The organism is Micromonospora sp. NBC_01740, from assembly GCF_035920365.1.
Lineage (GTDB): Bacteria > Actinomycetota > Actinomycetes > Mycobacteriales > Micromonosporaceae > Micromonospora > Micromonospora reichwaldensis.
Map to the genome: position 1 here is coordinate 2,187,509 of NZ_CP109150.1, position 22,546 is coordinate 2,210,054.

22 protein-coding genes are annotated in these 22,546 nt (G+C 74.7%); 9 read left to right on the top strand and 13 right to left on the bottom strand.

The window, feature by feature from the left end; translation table 11 throughout:
* Window positions 1–59: 59 nt before the first annotated feature.
* Together OG989_RS10550 and OG989_RS10555 are read right to left on the bottom strand one after the other, a co-directional pair.
* Window positions 60–851, bottom strand: coding sequence for an enoyl-CoA hydratase-related protein (locus OG989_RS10550; RefSeq protein WP_151454725.1), 792 nt, complete (start codon window positions 849–851; stop codon window positions 60–62).
* A gap of 2 nt (window positions 852–853) precedes the next feature.
* Complete coding sequence (locus tag OG989_RS10555) at window positions 854–1,672, bottom strand: PaaX family transcriptional regulator (protein WP_151454724.1); 819 nt, start codon at window positions 1,670–1,672, stop codon at window positions 854–856.
* Between the two features lie 189 nt (window positions 1,673–1,861).
* Here OG989_RS10555 and OG989_RS10560 point away from each other — a divergent pair, with 189 nt between their 5' ends.
* Together OG989_RS10560 and OG989_RS10565 are read left to right on the top strand one after the other, a co-directional pair.
* A complete protein-coding gene (locus OG989_RS10560) occupies window positions 1,862–2,029 on the top strand; it encodes a DUF3117 domain-containing protein (protein WP_007455245.1) in 168 nt (55 codons plus the stop codon).
* Between the two features lie 129 nt (window positions 2,030–2,158).
* On the top strand, window positions 2,159–3,625 hold the full coding sequence (locus tag OG989_RS10565) for a leucyl aminopeptidase family protein (protein WP_327030399.1): 1,467 nt from the start codon (window positions 2,159–2,161) through the stop codon (window positions 3,623–3,625).
* A gap of 46 nt (window positions 3,626–3,671) precedes the next feature.
* On the opposite strand, the gene OG989_RS10570 is transcribed toward OG989_RS10565, so the two are convergent.
* On the bottom strand, window positions 3,672–4,259 hold the full coding sequence (locus OG989_RS10570; RefSeq protein WP_089003702.1) for an O-methyltransferase: 588 nt from the start codon (window positions 4,257–4,259) through the stop codon (window positions 3,672–3,674).
* Window positions 4,260–4,538: 279 nt separating this feature from the next.
* Here OG989_RS10570 and OG989_RS10575 point away from each other — a divergent pair, with 279 nt between their 5' ends.
* Together OG989_RS10575 and OG989_RS10580 are read left to right on the top strand one after the other, a co-directional pair.
* On the top strand, window positions 4,539–5,882 hold the full coding sequence (locus OG989_RS10575; RefSeq protein WP_151454722.1) for a S1C family serine protease: 1,344 nt from the start codon (window positions 4,539–4,541) through the stop codon (window positions 5,880–5,882).
* A gap of 74 nt (window positions 5,883–5,956) precedes the next feature.
* Window positions 5,957–6,379 carry a preprotein translocase subunit TatB gene (locus tag OG989_RS10580; protein ID WP_151454721.1) on the top strand — a complete coding sequence of 141 codons (423 nt, stop codon included), beginning with the start codon at window positions 5,957–5,959 and terminating at the stop codon, window positions 6,377–6,379.
* A gap of 195 nt (window positions 6,380–6,574) precedes the next feature.
* Here the strand turns inward: OG989_RS10580 and OG989_RS10585 are convergent, their stop codons facing one another.
* From OG989_RS10585 to OG989_RS10595, 3 genes are all read right to left on the bottom strand, one after another.
* Window positions 6,575–7,723: an Mrp/NBP35 family ATP-binding protein gene (locus OG989_RS10585; RefSeq protein WP_327030400.1), complete on the bottom strand. Its 1,149-nt coding sequence runs from the start codon at window positions 7,721–7,723 to the stop codon at window positions 6,575–6,577.
* Window positions 7,724–7,885: 162 nt separating this feature from the next.
* Window positions 7,886–8,500, bottom strand: a complete 615-nt coding sequence (locus tag OG989_RS10590; RefSeq protein ID WP_151454719.1) for a DUF1003 domain-containing protein — start codon at window positions 8,498–8,500, stop codon at window positions 7,886–7,888.
* Complete coding sequence (locus OG989_RS10595; RefSeq protein ID WP_327030401.1) at window positions 8,493–9,779, bottom strand: magnesium transporter MgtE N-terminal domain-containing protein; 1,287 nt, start codon at window positions 9,777–9,779, stop codon at window positions 8,493–8,495. The genes OG989_RS10590 and OG989_RS10595 overlap by 8 nt, the downstream gene beginning before the upstream one ends.
* Window positions 9,780–9,812: 33 nt before the next feature.
* On the opposite strand from OG989_RS10595, the gene OG989_RS10600 reads away from it, so the two are divergent.
* Both OG989_RS10600 and OG989_RS10605 read left to right on the top strand, forming a co-directional pair.
* Window positions 9,813–10,682: a PhzF family phenazine biosynthesis protein gene (locus tag OG989_RS10600; protein WP_327030402.1), complete on the top strand. Its 870-nt coding sequence runs from the start codon at window positions 9,813–9,815 to the stop codon at window positions 10,680–10,682.
* A 119-nt stretch (window positions 10,683–10,801) separates the two neighbouring features.
* The gene (locus tag OG989_RS10605) at window positions 10,802–11,329 is read left to right on the top strand and encodes a hypothetical protein (RefSeq protein ID WP_442791923.1); all 528 of its coding nucleotides are present in this window, start codon (window positions 10,802–10,804) and stop codon (window positions 11,327–11,329) included.
* A gap of 17 nt (window positions 11,330–11,346) precedes the next feature.
* Here the strand turns inward: OG989_RS10605 and OG989_RS10610 are convergent, their stop codons facing one another.
* Window positions 11,347–12,093 carry an HAD family hydrolase gene (locus OG989_RS10610; RefSeq protein WP_151454715.1) on the bottom strand — a complete coding sequence of 249 codons (747 nt, stop codon included), beginning with the start codon at window positions 12,091–12,093 and terminating at the stop codon, window positions 11,347–11,349.
* Between the two features lie 97 nt (window positions 12,094–12,190).
* On the opposite strand from OG989_RS10610, the gene OG989_RS10615 reads away from it, so the two are divergent.
* Window positions 12,191–13,162 (top strand): DMT family transporter, encoded by a 972-nt coding sequence (locus OG989_RS10615; protein ID WP_442791924.1) that lies wholly within the window; start codon window positions 12,191–12,193, stop codon window positions 13,160–13,162.
* A 124-nt stretch (window positions 13,163–13,286) separates the two neighbouring features.
* Entirely contained in the window at window positions 13,287–15,479 is a 2,193-nt protein-coding gene (locus OG989_RS10620; protein ID WP_327030405.1) for an APC family permease, read from the top strand.
* A 27-nt stretch (window positions 15,480–15,506) separates the two neighbouring features.
* On the opposite strand, the gene OG989_RS10625 is transcribed toward OG989_RS10620, so the two are convergent.
* The 6 genes from OG989_RS10625 to OG989_RS10650 form a co-directional block, all read right to left on the bottom strand.
* Window positions 15,507–16,250 carry a class I SAM-dependent DNA methyltransferase gene (locus OG989_RS10625; protein ID WP_327030406.1) on the bottom strand — a complete coding sequence of 248 codons (744 nt, stop codon included), beginning with the start codon at window positions 16,248–16,250 and terminating at the stop codon, window positions 15,507–15,509.
* The gene (locus tag OG989_RS10630; RefSeq protein WP_151454712.1) at window positions 16,234–17,481 is read right to left on the bottom strand and encodes an MFS transporter; all 1,248 of its coding nucleotides are present in this window, start codon (window positions 17,479–17,481) and stop codon (window positions 16,234–16,236) included. The genes OG989_RS10625 and OG989_RS10630 overlap by 17 nt, the downstream gene beginning before the upstream one ends.
* Window positions 17,478–18,485 (bottom strand): alanine racemase, encoded by a 1,008-nt coding sequence (locus tag OG989_RS10635; protein ID WP_327030407.1) that lies wholly within the window; start codon window positions 18,483–18,485, stop codon window positions 17,478–17,480. The genes OG989_RS10630 and OG989_RS10635 overlap by 4 nt, the downstream gene beginning before the upstream one ends.
* 8 nt (window positions 18,486–18,493) lie before the next feature.
* Window positions 18,494–19,588 (bottom strand): SagB family peptide dehydrogenase, encoded by a 1,095-nt coding sequence (locus OG989_RS10640; protein ID WP_151454710.1) that lies wholly within the window; start codon window positions 19,586–19,588, stop codon window positions 18,494–18,496.
* A 222-nt stretch (window positions 19,589–19,810) separates the two neighbouring features.
* Window positions 19,811–20,539, bottom strand: coding sequence for a GNAT family N-acetyltransferase (locus OG989_RS10645; protein WP_327030408.1), 729 nt, complete (start codon window positions 20,537–20,539; stop codon window positions 19,811–19,813).
* 75 nt (window positions 20,540–20,614) lie between these two features.
* Window positions 20,615–21,439, bottom strand: a complete 825-nt coding sequence (locus OG989_RS10650; RefSeq protein ID WP_311410652.1) for an SDR family NAD(P)-dependent oxidoreductase — start codon at window positions 21,437–21,439, stop codon at window positions 20,615–20,617.
* 125 nt (window positions 21,440–21,564) lie between these two features.
* On the opposite strand from OG989_RS10650, the gene OG989_RS10655 reads away from it, so the two are divergent.
* Window positions 21,565–22,521 carry an HpcH/HpaI aldolase/citrate lyase family protein gene (locus OG989_RS10655; RefSeq protein WP_132231620.1) on the top strand — a complete coding sequence of 319 codons (957 nt, stop codon included), beginning with the start codon at window positions 21,565–21,567 and terminating at the stop codon, window positions 22,519–22,521.
* Window positions 22,522–22,546: the final 25 nt, after the last annotated feature.

Sequence of the window (22,546 nt, forward strand, 5' to 3'; positions counted from 1 at the left end):
CGACGGCCGCCGGCCCACCGGCCGGGTGGAATGCGGGGCCGGGCGGGTCCGGGGAGGCGTCAGCGGCCCTCGAAGACCGGCTTCTGCTTGTTGACGAAGGCCAGGGTGCCGGCGCGGTGGTCGGCGGTGCCTCCGCAGATCGACTGCGCCTGCGCCTCGGCGGACAGGGCGTCGGCCAGCGTGCCCGCGTCGGCGATGGAGAGCTGCCGCTTGATCGCCCCGTACGCGACGGTCGGGCCGGCGGCCAGCCGGGCGGCCAGCTCCTGCGCGGTCGGCAGCACCTGCTCGTCGTCCTCCACCAGGCGGTTGAGCAGCCCGATCTGGCAGGCGTCCGCCGCGCCCACCGGCTCGGCCAGCATCAGCAGCTCGATGGCCTTGGCGTGCCCGACCAGCCGGGGCAGCGTCCAGGAGGCGCCGGTGTCGGCGGCGAGCCCGACCTTGGCGAAGGCCATCAGGAAGCTGGTCGACGGCCCGCCGATGCGGATGTCGGCCAGGAAGGCCAGCGAGGCGCCCGCCCCGGCGGCCATCCCCCGCACGGCGGCGACCACCGGCTTGGGCAGGTTGGCCAGCCGGGCGGCGATCGGGTTGTAGTGCGCGCGGACGGTGTCCAGCGGGTTGCCGTCGGTGGACTCCAGGGTCTGCACGTGCTCACGCAGGTCCTGGCCGGCGCTGAACGACCGGCCCGCGCCCGCGAGCACCACCGCGCGGCAGGACCGGTCGGTCTCCAGCTCGGCCAGCGTGTCCCGCAGCGCCTCCTTGAGCGCGACGTCGAGCGCGTTCATCGCCGTGGGGCGGTTCAGCGTCAGGGTGACGACGGCGTCGGTTCGGTCGACGAGCAGCGGCTCGGTCACTTCTAACGACCCTTCTGTCGGGCGATGCGGTTGCCGGAGTCGAGGCACTGCTCGACGTACCGGTCGGCGGCCGGCCGCAGCCGCGCCGCGTGCCGGTCGAAGAAACTGGCCGCGGCGGTGCCGGGCCAACGCTCGGGGAGCAGCGCCGGGGGCAACTGCGGGTCCCGGAACAGGAAGGTACGCCACGCGTGCACGAGCCGGAACCGGGCGGCGTACGCCTCCTCGTCGAGGCTGCGCACGGTGACCCCGGCCAGCAGCGGTCGCTGCTCGGCGACGAACTGCTCGTACGCCTGGCCGATCTCCGTCAGGTCCCAGGCCCGGCGCACCACACCCATCGCGCCGGGGGTGCCGGCGGTGTGCGCGGCGGTGAACCGCTCGAAGCGCACGCCCGCCTCGTCGAGCAGCACATCCACGTCCTCGCCGGGCCGGGTCGCCACCCAGGTGCACTCGTCCAGGGCGCCGTAGCCGAGGAAGGTCAGGTTGGCGGCGAGCCGCTGCCGGTCCCGGCGGGACAGGGGGGCCTCCAGCACCAGCAGGTCGAACCGCCCGTCCCAGGTGATCCGACCCGTCCGGTAGATCCGCGCCGCCGCCTCGTCCAGCCGGCGGGCGGCTTTCGGGGTGATCGAATATCCCGGCCCGGAGGTCAGCCGACACGGGTCGAGCCACCCCTGGCGGACCATCCGGGAGACCGCCGTGCGCACGGCGGGCGGGGCGATCCCGAGCGGCGCCAGCAGCCTGACCAGGGCGGCGACGGGTGCCCGGCCGCCCCTCGCCCGGAGGTGGTCGCCGTACAGGTCGAAGAGTGCCGACCGTGCCTGCATGACCGCACATTGTGACAGGCCTTCTCAGGATAAGCTAGATGCTGTTACATCAATGCTGCTTCGGTTTGGGTCCGGCGGTGTTCATCAGGGAAAATCGTTGGTCGACACCCCCGCGTAGGTTGCGGTGGTCAAGACGAAGTGGCTGTGGGGCAACCCACCGACCCTGGTGTAGGTCTGAGGGGAGACAACATGGCGGCGATGAAGCCGCGGACGGGCGACGGTCCGCTGGAAGTCACCAAGGAGGGCCGGGGCATCGTCATGCGCGTCCCGCTGGAGGGCGGTGGCCGGCTCGTCGTCGAGATGACTCCCGACGAGGCCAACGCGCTCGGTGACGCACTGAAGGCAGCCGCCGGCTGACCGAGGAATCGTCCGCGCGTCCGCGTGGGCCTTTCGTCAAGCCCTGAGCCACCGGCCCCGCCGGTGGCTCAGGGTCTTCATTCTCCCGCGGAGCCACGCTCCGCGAGCTTCCTGGAGGTACGGCTCCGCGTGCTCGCCATCCGTCTGCTCGCCGAGCCGGACCGGCTCGACACCCTCGTTCTCCCCGTCCGGCCAGATGCGGCCGGCGACGAACCGGCCCGACCGGCCCCGACCGGGGCGACGCTGCCCGACGGCGTGGCCGAGGAGGCCGTCGCCCTGGTGCCGGCGGCACGACTGACCGGGCGCCCCGGTGAGGTCCATGCGCAGCTGCGACCCGGGCGAGACCCCGGCCGGCTGCTGCTGCTCGGCGTCGGCGAGGGCGACGAGGCGGGCTGGCGGACGGCCGGCGCGGCTCTGGCCCGGGCCGCGAAGGATGAGATACACGTCACGTTGGCCATGCCTGCCGACGTCACCGAGGCGGCCGTACGCGGACTTGTCGAGGGGCTGCTGCTGGCCTCGTACCGGTTCCGGCTGACCGACGCCGGCACCGCCCCCGCCCTGGCGGAGGTCGACGTCGTGGTGGCCGACCCGGACGCGCACAGCACGGCCCTCGATGTGGCCCGGACGACGGCCCGGATGACCCGGTTCGCCCGCGACCTCACCAACACCCCCTCGTCGGTGAAGAACCCGCAGTGGTTCGCCGACCAGGTCGCCGCCCTCGCCGCCGACGTGCCGGACCTGCACCTGCGGGTCCGCGACCCGGAGGAGCTGGCGGCCGAGGGCTTCGGCGGGATCCTCGCCGTCGGGGGCGGCTCGGCCAGCGGCCCGCGCCTGGTCGAGCTGGACTGGCGGCCGGCCGACGCGCGTACCCACGTGGTGCTGGTCGGCAAGGGGATCACGTTCGACACCGGCGGCATCTCGATCAAGCCGGTGGCGTCGATGAAGCTGATGCGCAAGGACATGGCGGGCGCCGCGGCGGTGGTTGCGGCGACCCTCGGCGCGGCGGCCCTGCGCCTGCCGGTCCGGATCACCACGCTCGCGCCGCTGGCGGAGAACATGCTGAGCGGCTCGGCGTTCCGCCCCGGCGACATCATCCGCCACTACGGCGGCACGACCAGCGAGACCACCAACTCCGACGCCGAGGGGCGGCTGGTCCTGGCCGACGCGCTCGCGTACGCCGTCGCCGAACTCCAGCCCGACCTGCTGGTCGACCTCGCCACGCTCACCGGGGCGAACGCGGTCGCGCTGGGCAAGCGCACCGGCGCCCTCTACAGCGACAACGACGGGCTCGCCGCGGACGTGCTGGCCGCTGTCGCCGCCGCCGGCGAGGCCGCCTGGCGGATGCCGCTGCCCGCCGACTACGCCGAGCACCTCGGCAGCGACCTGGCCGACCTGCACAGCTCGCCGGACCGGGGCGCCGGGTCCGTGATGGCCGCGCTCTACCTGCGGGAGTTCACCGGCGGGCTGCGCGACCGGTGGCTGCACGTGGACATGTCCGCGCCGTCGTGGGCCGACGGCGACGACGCCGAGCTGACCCGGGGCGCGACCGGCTGGGGCGTACGCTCGCTGCTGCGCTGGCTGGGCTCGCTGGGTTGACCGCCCGGCGGCGCCCGCCCCCGGCGGGCCCCCGGTCAGCGGCGGGTCAGCACTTGACGGCGGCGAGCAGCCCGTGGCCGACCGGCAGCAGCGCCGGGATCCAGTGCTCGGACTCCCGGATCGCCTTGATCGCCTCGCGGACGGTCACCGTCTCGACGTCCCGAGCGGCGGGGTCGCCGATCCGGCCGCCGGCCAGCGTGCCGTTGAGCGCGACCACGCCGCCCGGTCGCAGCAGCCGCAGCGCGGCGTCCACGCAGGCGGCGAACCCGGTCGCCTCCGCGTCCACGAAGACCAGGTCGTACGCGCCGTCGGCGAGCCGGGGGAGCACGTCCAGCGCCCGGCCGGTGATGATCCGGGTGCGACCGGCGGCGAAGCCCGCCTCGGTGAAGATCCGCCGAGCGATCCGCTGGTGCTCGACCTCGACGTCGATGGTGGTGAGTACGCCGTCGGCGCGCATCCCGCGCAGCAGCCAGACCCCGCTGACTCCCGTGCCGGTGCCGATCTCCACCACCGCCCGGGCGCTGCCGGCGGCGGCGAGCAGCCGCAGCGCCGCGCCGGCGCCGGGGGTCACCGCCTCCAGGCCGACCTCGTGGGCCAGGCTGCGGGCGGTGCGCAGGACGAGATCCTCGGTCACGTACGACTCGGCGAAGTGCAGGGTCTGGGCCGTCGAATTGCCGGAACCGGCGACCGTGGCGATGGGACACCTCCGGGCGGCATGCGTGGTGCGGGGGCGGGTGGGCACTGTGAGCCTAGAGGCGACGTCGAACGGGCGCAGCCGCGCGTCCGCCACCCGACGATCACGGTCGGCAACCGGTGACTCCATCCGCGGCATCCGTGTAATCCTGGAAGCGGTGTTCCGGCCAGCGCGACCGGGCGACGCTGTCGCCAGGTCCGTGGAGCGCGGGATCCGGGGATGGACTGGGAGGGCACCGACGTGACCGACGGCTGGGACTGGCGCCAGCCCGGGGGAACTCCGACACCGGCGCGACCGCCGGTGCCCGGACATCCGCCGGTGGGGTCGCCGCCGACGCCTCAGGGCGCCGGGGGCGGCACGACTTCGCCCTGGTGGACCGACGCGCTGGCCGACCCGTGGCGCGACCCGACCGCGCCGGCCGCCGTGGTGCTGCCGGCCGCGCCGAGCCCCGGCACCGAGCCGGAGCCGGTCAGCGACCCGGACGCACCGGGCCGGCCGACGCTGCGGCAGCTCCTCCTCATCCCGTTGATCACCGCGCTGCTCGCGGGCAGCCTGGGCGGCGCGCTCGGGTACGCCTTCGCGGTCCGCGGTGGCGCCGTGGCCGGCACGGTGCTCGGCGCGGACCCGCAGGCGCCCGGCCTGGCCCAGCGCAGGCCCGAGTCGCTGGCCGGGGTCGCCGAGCGGGTGCTGCCCAGCGTGGTGACCGTCCGGGTGGCGGGTCTCGGCGGCACGAGCGAGGGCTCCGGCTTCATCGCCAGCGCCGATGGGCACGTCATCACCAACGACCACGTGGTGGCGGGGGCGACCGGCAAGGCGTCGGTGGTCTTCAACGACGGCAGTTCGGCCCCGGCGACCGTCGTCGGGCAGGACCCGGAGTCCGACATCGCAGTGATCAAGGTCTCCCGGACGGGCCTGCGGCCGGTCGAGTTCGGCGACTCCGACGCGCTGGCCGTGGGCGACCCGGTGCTGGCCATGGGCTCGCCGCTCTCGCTGGCCAACACGGTCACGGCCGGCATCGTCAGCGCCCTGGACCGGACGATGCGGGCCGGTGAGCCCGGCGGCCCGACGCGCTACTACGCGGCGATCCAGACCGACGCGGCGGTCAACCACGGCAACTCGGGCGGCCCGCTGGTCGACGGCGCGGGCCGGGTGATCGGGGTCAACTCGACGATCAAGTCGCTGGTCTCCGAGGGGCAGGAGGCGGGCAACATCGGCCTCGCCTTCGCCATCCCGATCAACCAGGCCAAGCGGATCACGCAGGACATCATCGGCACCGGCAAGGCCCGGCGCACGGTTATCGGCGCCCAGGTCGGCGGGTCCGGCGCGGGCACCGGAGGAGCCGGCGTACGCCTGGCGGCCGTGGAGCCGTCCGGCCCGGCTGCCGGCGCGGGGCTGCGGGCCGGTGACGTGATCCTCAAGCTCGACGGTCGGCCGATGACCGAACCGACCGACCTGATCGCCCTGGTCCGCAAGTTCGCGCCCGGCGCGGTGGTGACCGTGGAGTACCGCCGGGGCGCCAACCGGCAGAACGCCTCCGTGACCCTGGCCGCGGACGCCAAGTAGGGACCGGTCACCCCCTCCCCGACCGGTGCCCCACGTGCGTAGTCTTGCTGCTGACGCCGAAGGAGGCCCGCGCAGTGTTCGAGAACCTGAACTGGTGGGAGATCGGTGCGCTGCTGCTCCTGGCGCTGCTGATCTTCGGTGACCGGCTGCCCGCGGTGATCAGCGACGGCCTGCGCATGGTGCGCAACCTGCGCGCGATGGCCAGCAACGCCACCACCGACCTCAGTCGCGAGCTGGGCACCGACATCCAGCTGGAGGACCTGCACCCGAAGGCGTTCATCCGCAAGCACCTGCTCAGCGAGGAGGACGAGCAGGCGATCCGGAAGCCCCTCCAGGGCGTCTACGACAACCTGCGGGCGGACGTCACCGGCGTGCACAACGAGCTGAAGGACGTGGCCTCCGCTGCCGACGTGCGCGCGAACGGCAGCCGCCCGGCGACCGCCACCGGCGCCGCCCCGGCCCCCGCCCCCCGGGCCAGCTACGACGACGCGACCTGACCCCGGGCCAGCTGCGACGACGTGACTTGCTTCCGGGTCAGCTACGACGCGAGCTGACTCCGGTCAGCGGCGACGCCGTGCCGCCCTGACCCCGGCCCGCCTCGGCGTCGCCACGGACGGCGACGGGGGCGGCGCTCCCGGGGGAACGCCGCCCCCGTGCGGGTGGCGACAGCGCCGGCCGTGGCCGGCGTACGGTCAGCGGCCGGCGGGCTTGAGGCCCAGCGGCTTGCCGAGCAGCGACTCCCGGCGCAGGGCGAGCCGGTCGGCGACCTGGCCCAGTGCCTTCGCGGCCGGCGACTCCGGCTCGGCCAGCACGATCGGGGTGCCCACGTCGCCGGCCTCGCGCACGCGGGTGTCGAGCGGGACCTGCCCGAGCAGCGGCACCTGCGCGCCGATGGTCTTCGTCAGCGACTCGGCGACCGCCTGGCCGCCGCCCGCGCCGAAGACCTCCATCCGGGAGCCGTCCGGCAGCTCCAGCCAGGACATGTTCTCGATGACGCCGACCACGCGCTGGTGGGTCTGCAACGCGATCGCGCCGGCCCGCTCCGCCACCTCGGCGGCGGCGGCCTGCGGGGTCGTGACGATCAGGATCTCGGAGTTGGGCAGCAGCTGGGCCAGGGAGATCGCCACGTCGCCGGTGCCCGGGGGCAGGTCGAGCAGGAGCACGTCCAGCTCGCCCCAGTAGACGTCGGCGAGGAACTGCTGCAACGCCCGGTGCAGCATCGGGCCGCGCCACACCACGGCGGCGTTGCCAGCGGTGAACATACCGATCGAGATGACCTTCACGCCGTGCGACTGCGGCGGCATGATCATGTCCTCGACGCGGGTCGGGCGCCCGTCCGCGCCGAGCATCCGGGGCACCGAGTGGCCGTAGATGTCGGCGTCGACCACGCCGACGGAGAGCCCGCGGGCGGCCAGCGCGGCGGCCAGGTTGACCGTCACGCTGGACTTGCCGACGCCGCCCTTGCCGCTGGCGACCGCGTACACGCGGGTGCGGGAGCCCGGCTGGGCGAACGGGATGACCGGCTCCTGGGAGGCGCCGCCGCCGCGCAGCTTCGCCTGGAGTTCCTGGCGCTGCTCGGGGCTCATCACGCCGAACTCGATCGCCACGCCGGTCACCCCGGACACCGCGCCGACGGCGGCCGTGATGTCCGAGCGCAGCTTGTCCTTCAGCGGGCAGCCGGCGACGGTGAGCAGCAGCTCGACCCGTACGACGCCGTCGTCGCCGACCTCGGCGGAGCGGACCATGCCCAGTTCGGTGATGGGCCGGCGGATCTCCGGGTCGTTGACGGTGGCCAGCGCGGCCTGGATCGCGTCGGAGACGGTGCTGACGGGTGCTGACATGCCCGCAATGCTACGTCGGTGGCCCTGACCCACCGCCGTCAGCGGGGGGCGGTGTGAGCGAATCGATGGCGACGGCCGCGCCGGGCGGCATATCGGACGAAGCGGGACGATCGAGTCGATCCCGCCGAGCCGGACCCCCGGGGCGGGCGGCGTCCGGGCCGCTCAGGCCTCGGCCTCCCGGCCCTCCGGGCGGCCGTCGTGGGCCTGATCGCCGTCCAGGTCGTCGCGGGGCTCCTCCAGCCCGTCGCCGTGCTGCGGGATCCTGTCCTGCTGCCGGCGCTCCAGCCGCTGCCGGCGCCGGCCCGCCTCGTCCAGCTCCTCGGCCAGCCGGGCCAGCTCCGAACGGAGGAAGTCCCGGGTCGCGACCTCGCCCATCGCGTTGCGCAGCGCGGCGATCTCCCGCGCCAGGTACTCCGTGTCGGCCTTCTGCATGGTCGCCCGGCGGCGGTCCTCCTCCAGGGAGACCCGGTCCCGGTCGGCCTGCCGGTTCTGCGCCAGCAGGATCAGCGGCGCCGCGTAGCTGGCCTGGAGGGACAGCACCAGGGTCAGGAACGTGAAGGTGTACGGGTCGAAGCGCAGGTGCGCGGGGGCCAGGGTGTTCCAGCCGAACCACAGCGCGATCACGATCGTCATGTAGACGATGAAGTTCGCGGTGCCCATCCCCCGGGCGATCCCCTCGGACCACCGGCCGAAGGCCTCCGGGTCGAACCGGGGCAGCTTGACGCCTCGGGGCTCGCGCGGCTGGTCGAGCCGCTGCGCCCGTCGCTGCTCAGTCATCCGCGCCGTCCAGCGTCGGCCCGGCGGCGGACGGGCGCTCGGCGGCGTCCCGGTCCCGCCAGTCCCGGGGCAGGAGGTGGTCCAGCACGTCGTCGACCGTGACCGCGCCGACCAGCCGGTTGTTGCGGTCGATAACGGGCATGGCGACCAGGTCGTACGTGGCCATCCGGCGGGTGATCTCCGGCAGCGGGGTGGTCGGCCGCAGCGGGTCGATGTCGTTGACCACGATGCCGCCGAGCAGGTCGGCCGGCGGCTCGCGGAGCAGCCGCTGGAAGTGCACCATGCCGAGGTAACGGCCGGTCGGCGTGGTCATCGGCGCCCGGGACACGAAGACCTGCGCGGCGATCGCGGGGGAGAGCTGCGGTTCCCGGATCCGGGCCAGGGCCTCGGCGACGGTGGCGTCCGGCGGCAGGATGACCGGCTCGGAGGTCATCACGCTGCCCGCCGTTCCCGGCGTGTACTTGAGCAGCTGACGCACCGGGTCGGCCTCGCCCGGCTGCATCAGGTCGAGCAGCACGTCCTGCTCGGGCGGCGGCAGCTCACTGAGCAGGTCGGCGGCGTCGTCCGGGTCCATCTCCTCCAGCACGTCGGCGGCCCGCTCGCGGTCCAGCGCGGCCAGGATCTCCACCTGGTCGCGCTCCGGCAGCTCGCTCAGCACGTCGGCCAGGCGCTCGTCGTCCAGCGCGGCGGCGACCTCGTTGCGCCGGGTGTCGGGGAGATCCTGGAGGGCGTTGGCGAGGTCGGCGGGGCGCATGTCCTCCAGCACCGAGAGCAGGTTGGCCGTGCCCCGGCTGTCGGCGATGCCGCTGAGCCCGCGTACCCGCTCCCACTCGACCTGGTGCAGGTGGCCCCGGCGGGTCAACCGGCCGGTCTGCTCGCGTACGGCGACCCGGGCCAGCGACCACTCGCCGCCCCGGCTGCACTCCATCGCCACGTCCACCACGGAGCCCGACTGCCCGCCGGGCTCGACCTGCACCCGGCGATCCAGCAGCTCCTGGAGCACGAGCAGCTCGTTCGGGCGCTTCTCGAAGCGGCGCAGGTTGAGCGTGCCGCTGCCGAGCACGACCGCGTCGGCGTCGATGGAGGTGATCCGGTTCAGCGAGAGGAAGATGCGCCGCCGCATCGGCATCTCGGCGACCAGACCGACCACCTCGGGCGGGCGTTGCGTCGGCCGCAGCCTGCCCACCGCGTCGCGGACCCGGCCCACCTGGTCGCCGTTGGGATCGAAGACGGCCACCCCGGCGAGCCGGGCGAGGTAGACCCGGGTCGGCGTGCTCACGGGCACCAGCCTAAGCGCCTAGTGTTTATCAACATGTCGACCTTGGCCTACGAGATCGTGGACGTCTTCACCGACCGCCCGTTCGCCGGCAACCCGCTGGCGGTGGTGTTCGGCGCCGAAGGGCTGGCCACCGAGCAGATGCAGGCGCTCGCGCTGGAGTTCAACCTCTCCGAGACGGTGTTCGTGCTCCCGCCCACCCAGGTCGGCGCCACCTACCGGGCCCGCATCTTCACGCCGGCCGAGGAGTTGCCCTTCGCCGGTCACCCCAGCGTCGGCGCGGCGGTGACCGCCAGCCGCCGTGGCATGTTCGGTGTGGGGCAGGTCACCCAGGAATGTGGGGCGGGCGTGCTGCCGATCGAGGTGACCGCGACCGGGGCCACGCTCACCGGCGGCGTACCCACCCTCGGCCCCGAGCTGGACCCGGAGCCGCTGCTGGAGATGGCCGGCCTGAACGCGGACGACCACGTCGGCCCGGCGCCCCGGGTGGCCGGCTGCGGGCTGGAGTTTCCCTACCTTCCGGTCCGCCCGGACGCGGTGGCCCGCGCACGGGTCAACGCGGCGGCGGCACAGCGGTACGGAGTGGAGCACGTCAGCGTCTTCTCCTGGGACGCCGCCGCTCAAACCGCGCACGCCCGGGTCTTCGTCCCCGGGTTGGGTGTGCCGGAGGACCCGGCCACCGGCTCGGCGGCCCTGGGCCTGGGGGTGTGGCTGGTCGCCAGCGGCCTGCTGCCCGCCGACGGGCGCGCGGAGTACACCGTCCACCAGGGCATCGAGATCAACCGCCCGTCCGTGCTGGCCTGCACGGTGACCGCCGAGGACGGTCAGGCGGTGGGCGCCACCGTGGCCGGGCACGTCGTACCGGTGGCCCGGGGCGAGATCACGGTCCCGCCGTTCGTCGGCTGACCTGCGCGATCCGTGCCGCCGGATCGGATCGTCCGGCGTCGTGCCCGTGCCGTGCGCCCCGACCGCGTCCACGGCGGCGAGCGGCCGGACCCGGGGCGGCACTGACGGGACGGGGACGGATGCGGGAGGATGCGAGGGTGACCGACGCGGAGCGGACCAGCACGCCGCTGGTCGACGAGGCGATGAAGAAGGCCGCCGTGGCCTGGGTGAGCGTGCCCGGCGGGCCGGCGCTCGCGCTGTGGTGCCTGCCCCTGCAGGGGGCGCTCTTCGTGGTCAGCGGCCCCGGGGAGCAGTCCGCCCCGGGGCTGGCCGACGCGACCGAGGCACAGGTCACCCTGCGCGGTGACCACGGCGGGCGGATCGTCACCTGGCCGGCGCGGGTGAGCCGCCTGGCGCCCGGCACCGAGCACTGGGAGACGACCGCGCCGTTGGTGGCCGCGAAGCGGCTCAACGCGCCCGGGCCCGCGGCGGAGCTGGCGGAGCGCTGGGCGACCGACGGCTGTGCGGTGAACCGGCTGGAGCCGGCCGGCGAGCCGCTCGCCGGCGCCGGGCTGCCCGCGGACTCGCTGGCCGAGGTGCCCCGCGAGACGCCGGCCGTCCGGGCGACCCGCAAGCCGTTCCGCCTGCACCGGGTCCGCCGCCGCTGAGACGCCCGGCCGCCGGCTCAGGAGACGCAGCCGGCCGGCACGGGGGCGATCGCGGGAACGAGGCCAGTCGCGCGCCCCGGCACCCGCGCGACGAGTTCGACCACCTCGTCGAGCGAGCGCAGCACCGGCCCGATCCAGGCCTCGTCGGCGTTGAACACCATGTGGCCGGCCAGGTCCGGCGCGGCCAGCCGTACGGCTGTCATCCCGGCCCGCTCCGCCCCGGTCAGCTCCTGGCTGCCGCCGTCGCCCACGTAGAGGCAGTCCGCCGGCGCCAGGTCGAGCCGCCGGCACGCCGCCTGGTAGAGCGCCGGGTCCGGCTTGCAGCGCCCCACCTGCACGGAGAAGACCCGCACGTCGAGCAGCGGGGCGATCGGCAGCTGCGGCAGGAACGCCGGCAGCTCGTGCGTGCAGTCGCTGATCACTCCCGTACGCAGGCCGAGCCCCCGCAGCGCGGCGAGCGTGGGCACGGCCTCGTCGCGCAGCCGGGTGTCGGCGCGGATGGCCCGGTGACGGGAGGCGACCGCCGCGCGGACGGCGTCGTCGGAGGGGTGCACGCCGGCCTGCTCGCAGACCCAGCGCAGGGTCGCCTCGGCGTTGCCGAGCCGCCCGCAGGCCCGCTCGTAGTAGGTGCGGTCGAGCACGTCGACGAGCGTGCGCGGGGCGCAGCCGAGCAGCTCGGCGGTCGACCGGTGGGCCTCGCCCCGCTGGACGGAACGGGTCAGCGTGCCGAAGAAGTCGAACAGGACCGCCTGGTAGGTGGGCATGGGGGAGCGCCTCCAGGCGGTAGGGGAATCGCCGGCGCGGACAGGCATGATCGTAACGGAGTGCTGACGTTCCGTGTCGGCCCGTGGCGTGTGAGGATTGCTCCCCGTGTCCCCCGCAGCGCACCGCCCGTCGTTCCACCCGGCGACCACCGGGGCGCTCGTCCTGGCCGTCGTCGCCGTCTCGTCGTCCGCGCCGCTGGTGGCCGTCGCGGCGGCGCCGGCGCTGGCCGTCGCGTTCTGGCGCAACCTGCTCTCGGTCGCCGTGCTCGGCCCGTTCTCGGCGGCCCGGCGACGCGCCGAGTTCCGGTCGCTGACCGTCGGCGCCGGCCGTCGCGAAGGCGTCTACTGCGTGCTGTCGGGGGTCGCGCTCGCCGCGCACTTCGCCACCTGGATGCCCAGCACCAAGCTCACCTCGGTCGCGGCGGCGACCGCGCTCTGCGCCACCCAGCCGGTCTGGCAGGGGCTGATCGCCCGCGCCCAGGGCCGCCGGCTGCCGGGCGCCGTCTGGGCCGGCGTCGGGGTGGCGGTCGCGGGCGCGGTCGTGGCGACCGGGGCGGACTTCGCCGTCTCCGGCCGGGCCGTGGCCGGCGACCTGCTCGCGGTGGCCGGCGGCCTGTTCGCGGCGGTCTACACCGCGCTCGGCGAGCGGGCCCGTACGACGATCAGCACGACCACCTACACCACCGTCTGCTACGGGGTCTGCGCCCTGGTCCTGCTCGTGGTCTGCCTGGTCGGCCGGGTGCCGCTGACCGGCTTCGACACCGGCACCTGGCTCGTCGTGCTGGCCCTGGTGGCCGGGGCCCAGCTGCTCGGGCACTCGATGTTCAACTACGCCCTGAAGAAGGTCTCGGCGACCACGGTCAGCGTGCTGGCCCTGCTGGAGGCCCCGGGCGCCGCCCTGATCGGCTGGGCCTGGCTGGGGCAGTTGCCCGGGGCGACCGCCCTGGCCGGGCTGGGGCTGCTGCTGGCCGGCGTCGCTGTGGTGGTGCTCGGCGGCGCCCGCTCGGCCCGCCGCCTCCGCCCGGTCGCCACCGCCGTCCCCCCCGACGCCGTCCCACCGCCCGACTGACGCGGTGGGATGGCCCCCGGCCGGCGAACGGCCACTCCTTCGGCGCGGGAACGGCCGTTCCGCCTGCCGGATCCGGCGGCGTCCGTGAGAGTGCGAGGGAGGGCACGCGGCGGCGGGAAGGCGGATGGCGGAGCGGGACGGCGACGAGGGCGGCACGACCGTCACGCCGTCGGCCGAGTTCCCGCCGCTCGACCCGGACGAGCTGCGGGCCCTACGCCGGATCGGTGACCGGTGGCGGAACGCCCGGCGGGGCCGACCCCCCGGCGCGGACACGCTGCCGGTGGACCCGACGCTGCGCCGGCACCCCGACCGGCCGGCCCCCACGCGGTTCGGTCGCCTCGCCCCGATCGCGATGTTCCGGATCGGGGAGCCGGACGAGTTGGTCGCCACCGCACCGGCCAACCTGCCCGGCAGCCGGCTCGGCCGGGCGACCACCCGGCTGCGGCGGGCGCTGTTCGGGCCGCCACTGACCAGCGCCGCCGTGGTCTACGAGCGGATGCGCAAGCTGGTGGCCCTGCCGGTGCTCTCCTCCGACCTGCTCAGCTCGGTGGCGTACGGGCCGGAGGCGATGCTCGCCGTGCTGCTGCTCGCCGGCAGCGGGGCGCTCGGGCTGTCCCTGCCGCTGGCCGCCGGGCTGGCGCTGCTCATGATCGCGGTCGGCGTCTCCTACCGGCAGACCGTCGCCGCCTACCCGCACGGGGCCGGGTCGTACATCGTGGCGGGCGACAACCTGGGCGCGGGGGCGGGGCTGGCCGCGGCGGCGGGACTGATGACGGACTACGTGCTCACCGTGGCGGTGTCCGTCTCCGCCGGCATCAGGGCGATCACCTCGGCGATGCCGGGACTGGCCGCCTGGACGGTGCCCCTCGGGCTCGCCGTGATCGGTCTGCTGCTGGCGGGCAACCTGCGCGGCGTACGGGCCGCCGGCAACCTCTTCGTGCTGCCCACGTACGCCTTCGTGGTCGCGCTGCTGGCGCTGCTCGCGGTCGGCTGGTTCCGCGCGGCCGGGCGGGGTTTCGTCCCGGTCGCCCCGCCGCCGGTGCCGGCCGTGGAGGGGTTGGGGCTGCTGCTGGTGCTCCGCGCGTTCTCCTCCGGCGCGGTCTCGATGACCGGCATCGAGGCGGTCTCCAACGCGGTTCCGGCGTTCCGGCCTCCCGAGTGGCGCAACTCGCGCACCACGCTCACCTGGATGGTCGCGATGCTGGTGCTGTTCTTCGGCGGCCTCGTCGGGTTGATCCACCTGTCCGGGCTGGTGCCCACCGCCGAGCAGTCGATCCTCTCCCAACTGGCCCGGGTCACCTTTCCCAGCGGTCCCTGGTACGCCCTGATCCAGGCCGCCACCGCGCTGATCCTGCTGCTGGCCGCGAACACCGCCTTCAACGACTTCCCCCGCCTGCTCTTCTTCATGGCCCGGGACGGGCACGCGCCGCGCCGGTTCCTGCACATGGGCGACCGGCTCGCCTTCAGTAACGGGCTGGTGGCGCTCACCGTCGCGGCGGCGGTGATCCTGGTGGCCTTCCGCGGGCACACCGAGGCGTTGATCCCGCTCTACGCGGTCGGGGTGTTCCTCGCCTTCACCCTGTCCCAGGCCGGGATGGTGCGGCACTGGCGACGCCGACGCGGTCCCGGCTGGCGCCGCCGGGCGACGATCAACGCGGTGGGCGGCACCTTCTCCGGCCTGGTGCTGGTGACCGCCGCCGTCACCAAGTTCACCGAGGGCGCCTGGGTGGTGGTCGTCGCCGTGCCGCTGCTGGTCCTGCTGTTCCGGGCCATCCACCGGCACTACCGGAGGCTGCACCGGTCCCTGGCGCTGCACCCGCCGCCGGGTGGCCCGGCGCCCGGGCCGCCGGTGGTGCCGGCCCCGCCGCCCGCCACCGGGCCCGCTGCGGAGGACGAGGAACTGCCCGAGCAGGTACGCCACCTCGTGATCGTGCCGGTCGCCCGGCTGAACCGGGCCTCGCTGCGGGCCCTGGCGTACGCGGCCTCGCTCGGGCAGCCGACGCTGGCCGTGCACATCGCCCCCGAGGAACCGGAGGCGGACCGGTTCCGGGAGCAGTGGCGGGTGTGGGGCGACCACCTGCGGCTGGAGACGATCGTGTCCCCGTACCGGGCGGTGGTCGGGCCGCTCGCGCACTACCTGGAGGCCCTGCACGCCTCCCGGGCCGACCTGGTGCTGACCGTCGTCGTACCGGAGGTGGTGGTGCGCAGCCGCTGGCACCGGCTGCTGCACAGCCGCACCGAGCAACGGCTGCGTACGGCGCTGCGCCGGCTGCCGGGGGTGGTGGTCACCAGCCTCCCGGTGCACCCGGGCGGGTAGCTCCCTCCGCGTCGTCTGCGCGGGTCGTCAGTCGCGTCGGGCGAGCACGGCGACCCGGGGCAGCGCCTCCGGGTCGGGTACGGGGGTGAGCAGGTCGTCGATGGCGGCGACGTGGCTCGTCGTCCAGCCGGCGTCGGCCAGGGCGGAGAGCACGTCGGCCACGGGGTGGGCGGTGTTGGTGATCGTCGTGGTGAAGGGGGCCGTGCGGCCGTCGTCGGTGCGTAGCTCCCCGGTGACGTGCAGCGGGCGGCGGTCGCCGTCGAGCGGGCCCCGGGCCACCTCGACCGAGACCGTGCCGTCCTGCCGGGCGACCGGGGGGACGTCGGCGAGGAGCCCCTTCGTCGTGGACATGTCGAAGCCGAACCAGCCGCCCGGCGCGACCGCCCGGTGCACGCAGCGCAGGTAGGCCCGGACCCGGTCGATGTCGCCGACGTGGTTGAGGACGTCGTACGTGGAGACCGCGAACGCGCAGGTGCGCGGCACCTCGAAGTCCGCGGCGTCCGCGGCGATGAGCACCGCGTCGGTGCCGGCCAGCCGTTCCCGGGCGCGGGCGATCATCGCCTCGGAGACGTCGACCCCGACGACCCGGTAGCCGGCGGCGGCGAACCGGGCGGCCACGATGCCGGTGCCGCAGCCGACATCCAGCAGGCTCAGCTCCGACCCGGGTGCGACGTGCGCGTGCAGCCGCAGCCACGCCTCGCCCATCCGCTCGGGGTACGGCGCCCAGAAGCGGTCATACGCCGTGACGAAGGCGTCAACGTACTCGGCCATCGGGTTGCCTTTCGTAGTGCCGGACGGTGGAACTGGCCAACGGGACGAGCGCGGCCACGAAGATCACCGTGGCCAGGGCGAGCAGGGCCGTTCGCACGCCGATCGCGGGTACGACGAGACCGGCGGCGATCATGACGGGCGGGCCCAGCCCCACCGCCCCCAGCCACTCGTACGCGCTCACGCGGGACATCGCCTCCGTCGGCACCTCGGACTGGACGGTCGTCTCCCACAGCACCCCGAAGACGTCGAAGGCGACCCCGGCCAGCACGGCGGCGAGGATCACGAACGGCAGGGCGGCACCGGCTCCGAGCAGCAGCGCCGGCAGCCCCAGCAGCGACACGGCGAGGACGGCCGTGCGCAGGGGCCGGGTCGTCCTGATCCGCATCGCCACCAGCACGCCGGCAAACATGCCGACGGCGTACCCGGCCAGGACGCCGGACCAGGCGCCCGCGCCGCCCAGGTGCGCCCTGGCGAGCAGCGGCCCCGCGAGCCCGAAGGTGACCCCGACGGCGGCGTTGATCACCGCTGCGGCGAGCACGATCTGCCACAGCCATCGTCGCCGGACGAACTCGCGCCAGCCGTCGCGCAGTTCGGCCGGCAGGTTCCGCCCGGCGGGCCGGGTCGTCGCGGCGAGGCGCAGCCGCGCGAGGAGTAAGGCGGCGACGGCGAACGTCGCGGCGTCGAGGGCCAGCGCCCAGCCCGGCCCGAGCCAGGTGATCAGCGCGCCGCCCGCCGTGAAGCCCGCCACCGTGGCGGTGTTCGTGCCGAGCCGCAGCAGGGCGTTGCCCCGCTGGCGCGCCTGCGGCGCGACGAGTTCGGCGGTCAGCCCGTTGAGCGAGGGCAGCAGCAGCGCGGAGGCGGTGCCGGCGACGGCCGCGCAGACGGCGAGGGTGGCGACGCCGGCCCGCCCGCTCAGCACGAGGACGGTCATCGCGCCGTACGCCGTACCGCACATCAGTTCCGCCGCCACGAGTACGCGGTGGCGCGGCAGCCGGTCGCCGATGACGCCGCCGAGCAGCATCAGCGCGATCCGGGGCACCGAGATCGCGGCGAGCACGAGCGACAGCGCCGTGGGCGATCCGCCGGGAAGGTCGAGCACGGCGAAGGTCAGCGCGAGCGGGCCCATCGCGTTGCCGAAGACGGAGATCGTCCTGGCCGTGGCGAACAGGACGAACCGGCGCTCGCGCAGCGGGTCCGCCGGGCGGTCCACGGACGCGACGGTGTCGGTCATGCCCGGTCCGGGCGGACGATCGCCTGCCACCGCGCCACCGGCTCGCCGGCGTCGAGCACGTGCAGCAGCGGCCGGCGGGCCACCACGGGGCACACGTGTCCGGGCAGCACCCGCAGCTCGTCGCCCACCGACACCGACCCCGCGTCGACCGGCCCGCCGTCGGGTGCGGTCAGCACGACACCGCTCATCCAGGTCTGGTCGGCGCCCGCCAGCAGTTCGTCGGCGTCGGTGCGCAGCACCTGCCCGTCGGTGCCGGTGACGGTCGTGGCGACGGATATCGCGACCGCCCCGGGATCGCACTCGCCCAGCCGGGCGAACCCGCCGTCGAGCAGCGCGTACGCCCCGGCGCAGACCTCGGTCACGCCGGCGACGTCCAGCACGCCGGCGAGGGTCGGGGTGCCCCCGACGCTGACGGCCGGGCAGGGCGACCCGGCCGCGCGGATCCGCTCGGCGACCGACACCAGCAGGCGCGCCTGGCGGCGGCCCAGCTCGACCCGGTCGCGCGCGGCGGCGGGGTCGGTGATCCCCACATAGCCGGTGACGCCCGCCATCCGCAGCCCGCCGGTCCGCGCGATAGTGGCGGCCAGCCCCACGGCGGCGTCGGGGTCGACACCGACGCGGTGCAGACCGGTGTCGACCTCGACGCGTACGCCGAGTTCGACGCCGTGGGCCTCGGCCGCCGCGCCGAGCCCGGCCACCGCGTCGGGGTGGTCCACGTGCACCGTCACCGCGCAGTGCCGCGCGAGCTGGGCGAACCTGGTCCACCGCCACGCGTCACGCCAGGGCCACGCCACCACCACGTCCGTCACGCCCACCGCCACGTAGGCCTCGGCCTCGGCCGCCGAGTGCACCGCGACGCCCACCGCGCCCGCGGCCACCTGCCGGGCGGCGATCTCGGGACTCCGGTGCCCCTTGACGTGCGCGCGCAGGGCGACGCCGGCCTCGGCCACCCGCCGGCCGTACCGCGCGACGTTCGCGTCCAGCCGGGCCAGGTCGACGGTCACCCGCGGCGTCATTCGCCGCGCCCGTGCCAGGCGTCCGGCGGGAAGGAGAACGCCGCGTCGCCGCCGGCGAGCATCGCCGCCTGGCGGTCCCGCTCGGCGGGGTGCGGCACGCCGACGCCGGAGACACCGAGGAAGGCCTCGTCCGGCCAGGACAGCCCGAGGGCGTCCTCGACGGGCGCGTCGCGGGTGGCGGCGGTGAAGAACGTCCCGAGCCCGAGCGCCGTCGCGGTGAGGTACACGGTCTGGCTCAGGTGGCCGACGTCGAGCAGGAGCGCACGGTACGCGCGGGCGGCCGGGTACTTCCACACGGTCCGGTCGAGCACCGCCGCGTACATCAGCAGGAAGCCGGCCTGGGCGGCGTGCGGCTGCCCGCCGCACCACTCGCGCAGCCGGTCCTCGCCGGGGGCGGGCGCGAGGCGCACCAGCTCGTGGCGGCGCACCGCGTAGTGGTAGATCCCGGGTTCCAGCCCCGCCACGTCGCGGACCACCGGGTAGACCTCGACCGGGTGGCGGGCCCCGCCGGAGGGAACGGTCTTGAGCAGCGCCGTCCCGACCCCGGAGACGTCCACCTCGCGACGGACCCCGGCCGTCCAGCGCAGCAGGGCCGCGAACGCGGGCAGCGGCACCGGGCGGTCCGGGTCGAACCATCGGGTCGAGCGCCGGGCCGCGAGGACCGTGGTGAAGTCGACGGCGGGCGGGTCGGCCGGGGGCAGGGCGATCCGTGGCCCGTCGTGCTCCCTGACCGGATCCGGCTGGCCGGACTTGGCGCGCAACACCGCCGCGTCCTGCGCCGCCGAGCGGAAGACGTCGCTGCCGAGCGTACGGCTGGCCAGGTGGTAGTAGGTGGCTGCCGGTCCCAGGTCGCGCCACGCGCCGAGGCGTTCCTCCTGGGCGTGCTCCGGCGAACCCTCGGCGACGAGCACGTGGGCGTCGAGGAGCTGCTGCGCGAGCCGGCCTTCGGGCTCGGCCCAGTCGGCATAGTCGCGCAGCAGCCTCTCCGCCTCCACAGTCAACGCGAACTGCCGGTGCCTCAGCGGGTCGTCGCAGACCAGTTGGCCGTCACGCCACAGGAAGACGACCAGCCGCGACACACGGACACGCATGACTACTCAGGCTTCGACCGGTCAGACCTCGACCGGAGGCTCCAGGCAGGTCAGTTCCTGGTCGTAGTCGTCGGACGCCACCGGCTCGAAGGCCTCGATCTGCTCGGTCATGCGGGAGCTCCCCTCACTAATCGGCGTTGATCACTGTGATGCACCGTATCAGACCGTCCACAGTGAACACACCCACCGACATGGATCGAGCCGACCCGCTCCCGCGCCGACTCAGGCCTCGTGGACCTCCAGCACCCGGGTGGTCGGGGCGGCGTCGCCCAGCTCACCGCGCAGCGCCACCCGCTCCGGGTCGGCCAGGAAACCGTCGTAGCCGGCGCGGGTGTCGAACCGGATCAGGTGCACCTCCGTACGCCCGTCGCCGGTGCGCTGCCGACGCTCCAGCCGCCCGCCGTGCCGCCCGAGCAGGCCGAGCACCGCGTCCTCGTACCGCTGGCCGGTCTCGACCGCGTCGGGGGCCAGCTCCACCAGCGCCACCAGGCGCACGGCGGCGGCCGGGTCGGTGACCAGCGACTTGAAGAAGTGGTGGTCGACGTGGCCGCCGGGGATGCCCTCCCGGCGGCCCGTGTCGAGGTAGCCGTGCCGGCGGTAGAACTCCGGCGCCTGGAACGAGAACGAGGAGACCGACATCTCCGTGCAGCCGCGCCGGCGGGCCTCGTCCTCGGCGGCCCGCAGCAGCCGGCCGCCCCACCCCTCGGCACGGCGGTCCTCGCGCACCCACACCATGTTGATCCCGGCGCAGCCGCCCCAGGTCCACCCGGTCAGGCCGGCCACCAGCTCGCCGTCGGCGTCGTCGACCCGGACGCAGAGGCCGGCCTCGTCGTCCGCGCCGGTCGCCCGGTTGTTGAAGATGGTCAGCTCCGCGTCGAGCCGTGCCTGGAGTTCCTTGTCCTCGCGGAGCACCCGAAGGACGCTGCCGGCGTCGTTCCCCGTGGTCGTCATGCGGCGGAGTATCGCAGCGCCCCGCCCCCGGTGACACCGCAAATCCGGCGGCGCCGCCTGCCGGGCGGGGCCCCGTTATCCGGCGACGCCGACCGCCTCGGCGCTGGCCGTCCAGAGTCGGGCGGCGAGCTGCGGATCGGTCGCCCTGGGCAGCGGCCGGCGCAGCCGCCGGTCGACGTGGTAGCCGCCCGTCACCAGCCGCTCCGGGTCCTGGTTGGCCAGCCAGACCAGCGTCTCCGCGCCCTTCTCCGGGCTGCGCAGCGGCAGGATCCGCATGCCCAGGGCGACCAGCCGGTTGTCGTTGCCGAACCGGCTGCGCACCACCCCCGGATGGAAGGAGTACGCGGGGATCTCCGGCCAGCGCCGGGCCGCCTCGGCCGTGAAGAGGATGTTCGCCTGCTTGCTGGTGCCGTACGCCTGCATGGGCCGGTAGCGGCGCAGCGCGGCGTTGAGGTCGGCCGGGTCGAGCACGCCGCTGCGGTGCGCGCCGGAGGCGGTCACCACCATCCGGCCGATCCGGTCCCGCAGCAGGTTGCTGAGCAGGAACGGGGCCAGGTGGTTGGCCTGGATCGAGAGCTCGAAGCCGTCTACCGTGGTGAGCGGCTGGAGCGCGATCGCCCCGGCGTTGTTGGCGAGCACGTCGATCCGGTCGTACGCCTCGCGCAGCTTGCCGGCCAACCGGCGGACGTCGTCCAGCACCGCGAAGTCGGCCCGGAACAGCTCCGGTCGCTCGCCGGACGCCTCCCGCACCTGTTCCGCCGCGGCCTGGAGTCGGGCCGGGTCGCGGCCGACCAGTACCACCTGGTCACCGCGGCGCGCCAGGTCGACGGCGGCCGCCAGCCCGATGCCCGAACTGGCCCCGGTCACCACCACGATCCGACGCCCAGTGAGATCTTCCACAGGTCCATTCACCCCGGTCACGGCACGAGGTTACCGTGGCGTCACAAAGACCTTTGGGATCGTTAAGCCCTCGCATTTCGTCAGGTGACGTCGGCGTGCCCGCGCACGCTGGAAGGAGCGCATCCATGGCCGCAGTCGGTCGCCCCCGTCGGTCCTGCCTCGCGGTACCCGGCTCCAGCGTCAAGATGCTCGGCAAGGCCCAGGGGCTCCCGGCCGACCAGGTCTTCCTGGACCTGGAGGACGCGGTCGCCCCGCTGGCCAAGCCCGACGCCCGGAAGAACATCGTCGCGGCGCTCAACGAGGGCGACTGGTCGGGCAAGACCCGCGTCGTCCGGGTCAACGACCTGACCACGCCGTGGACCTACCGGGACGTCATCGACGTGGTGGAGGGCGCCGGCGCCAACCTCGACTGCGTCATGCTGCCCAAGGTGCAGAACGCGGCCCAGGTGCAGTGGCTCGACATGACCCTGACCCAGCTGGAGAAGACGCTCGGCCTGGAGGTCGGCCGGATCGGCATCGAGGCGCAGATCGAGAACGCCGCCGGCCTGGTCAACATCGACGCCATCGCGGCCGCCTCGCCCCGGGTCGAGACCATCATCTTCGGTCCGGCCGACTTCATGGCCTCGATCAACATGAAGTCCCTGGTGGTCGGCGCGCTCATCCCGGACTACCCGGGCGACCCCTACCACTACATCCTCATGCGCATCCTGATGGCAGCCCGGATGCACGACAAGCAGGCCATCGACGGCCCGTTCCTGCAGATCCGCGACGTGGACGCGTTCCGCGAGGTGGCCAAGCGCTCGGCGGCGCTCGGCTTCGACGGCAAGTGGGTGCTGCACCCGGGCCAGATCGACGCCGCGAACGAGGTCTACTCGCCGGCCCAGGCCGACTACGACCACGCCGAGCTGATCCTCGACGCGTACGAGCACTACACGTCGGAGGCGGGCGGCCGGCTGGGCGCGGTGATGCTCGGCGACGAGATGATCGACGAGGCGTCCCGCAAGATGGCCCTCGTGGTGGCGGCGAAGGGCCGGGCCGCGGGCATGACCCGCACCTCGTCCTTCACCCCGCCGGCCGAGTAGTCCCCGCGCCTCCCGACATCCGTGC

What these genes read in the sequence shown, in the direction of transcription:
- OG989_RS10620 (WP_327030405.1), top strand. Translation starts at nt 13,287, where the DNA reads ATGGCGGAGCGGGACGGCGACGAGGGCGGCACGACCGTCACGCCGTCG.
- OG989_RS10575 (WP_151454722.1), top strand. Translation starts at nt 4,539, where the DNA reads ATGGACTGGGAGGGCACCGACGTGACCGACGGCTGGGACTGGCGCCAG.
- OG989_RS10655 (WP_132231620.1), top strand. Translation starts at nt 21,565, where the DNA reads ATGGCCGCAGTCGGTCGCCCCCGTCGGTCCTGCCTCGCGGTACCCGGC.
- OG989_RS10610 (WP_151454715.1), bottom strand. Translation starts at nt 12,093, where the DNA reads ATGCCCACCTACCAGGCGGTCCTGTTCGACTTCTTCGGCACGCTGACC.
- OG989_RS10555 (WP_151454724.1), bottom strand. Translation starts at nt 1,672, where the DNA reads ATGCAGGCACGGTCGGCACTCTTCGACCTGTACGGCGACCACCTCCGG.
- OG989_RS10645 (WP_327030408.1), bottom strand. Translation starts at nt 20,539, where the DNA reads ATGACGACCACGGGGAACGACGCCGGCAGCGTCCTTCGGGTGCTCCGC.
- OG989_RS10640 (WP_151454710.1), bottom strand. Translation starts at nt 19,588, where the DNA reads ATGCGTGTCCGTGTGTCGCGGCTGGTCGTCTTCCTGTGGCGTGACGGC.
- OG989_RS10600 (WP_327030402.1), top strand. Translation starts at nt 9,813, where the DNA reads ATGTCGACCTTGGCCTACGAGATCGTGGACGTCTTCACCGACCGCCCG.
- OG989_RS10590 (WP_151454719.1), bottom strand. Translation starts at nt 8,500, where the DNA reads ATGACTGAGCAGCGACGGGCGCAGCGGCTCGACCAGCCGCGCGAGCCC.
- OG989_RS10605 (WP_442791923.1), top strand. Translation starts at nt 10,802, where the DNA reads ATGCGGGAGGATGCGAGGGTGACCGACGCGGAGCGGACCAGCACGCCG.
- OG989_RS10560 (WP_007455245.1), top strand. Translation starts at nt 1,862, where the DNA reads ATGGCGGCGATGAAGCCGCGGACGGGCGACGGTCCGCTGGAAGTCACC.
- OG989_RS10625 (WP_327030406.1), bottom strand. Translation starts at nt 16,250, where the DNA reads ATGGCCGAGTACGTTGACGCCTTCGTCACGGCGTATGACCGCTTCTGG.
- OG989_RS10585 (WP_327030400.1), bottom strand. Translation starts at nt 7,723, where the DNA reads ATGTCAGCACCCGTCAGCACCGTCTCCGACGCGATCCAGGCCGCGCTG.
- OG989_RS10630 (WP_151454712.1), bottom strand. Translation starts at nt 17,481, where the DNA reads ATGACCGACACCGTCGCGTCCGTGGACCGCCCGGCGGACCCGCTGCGC.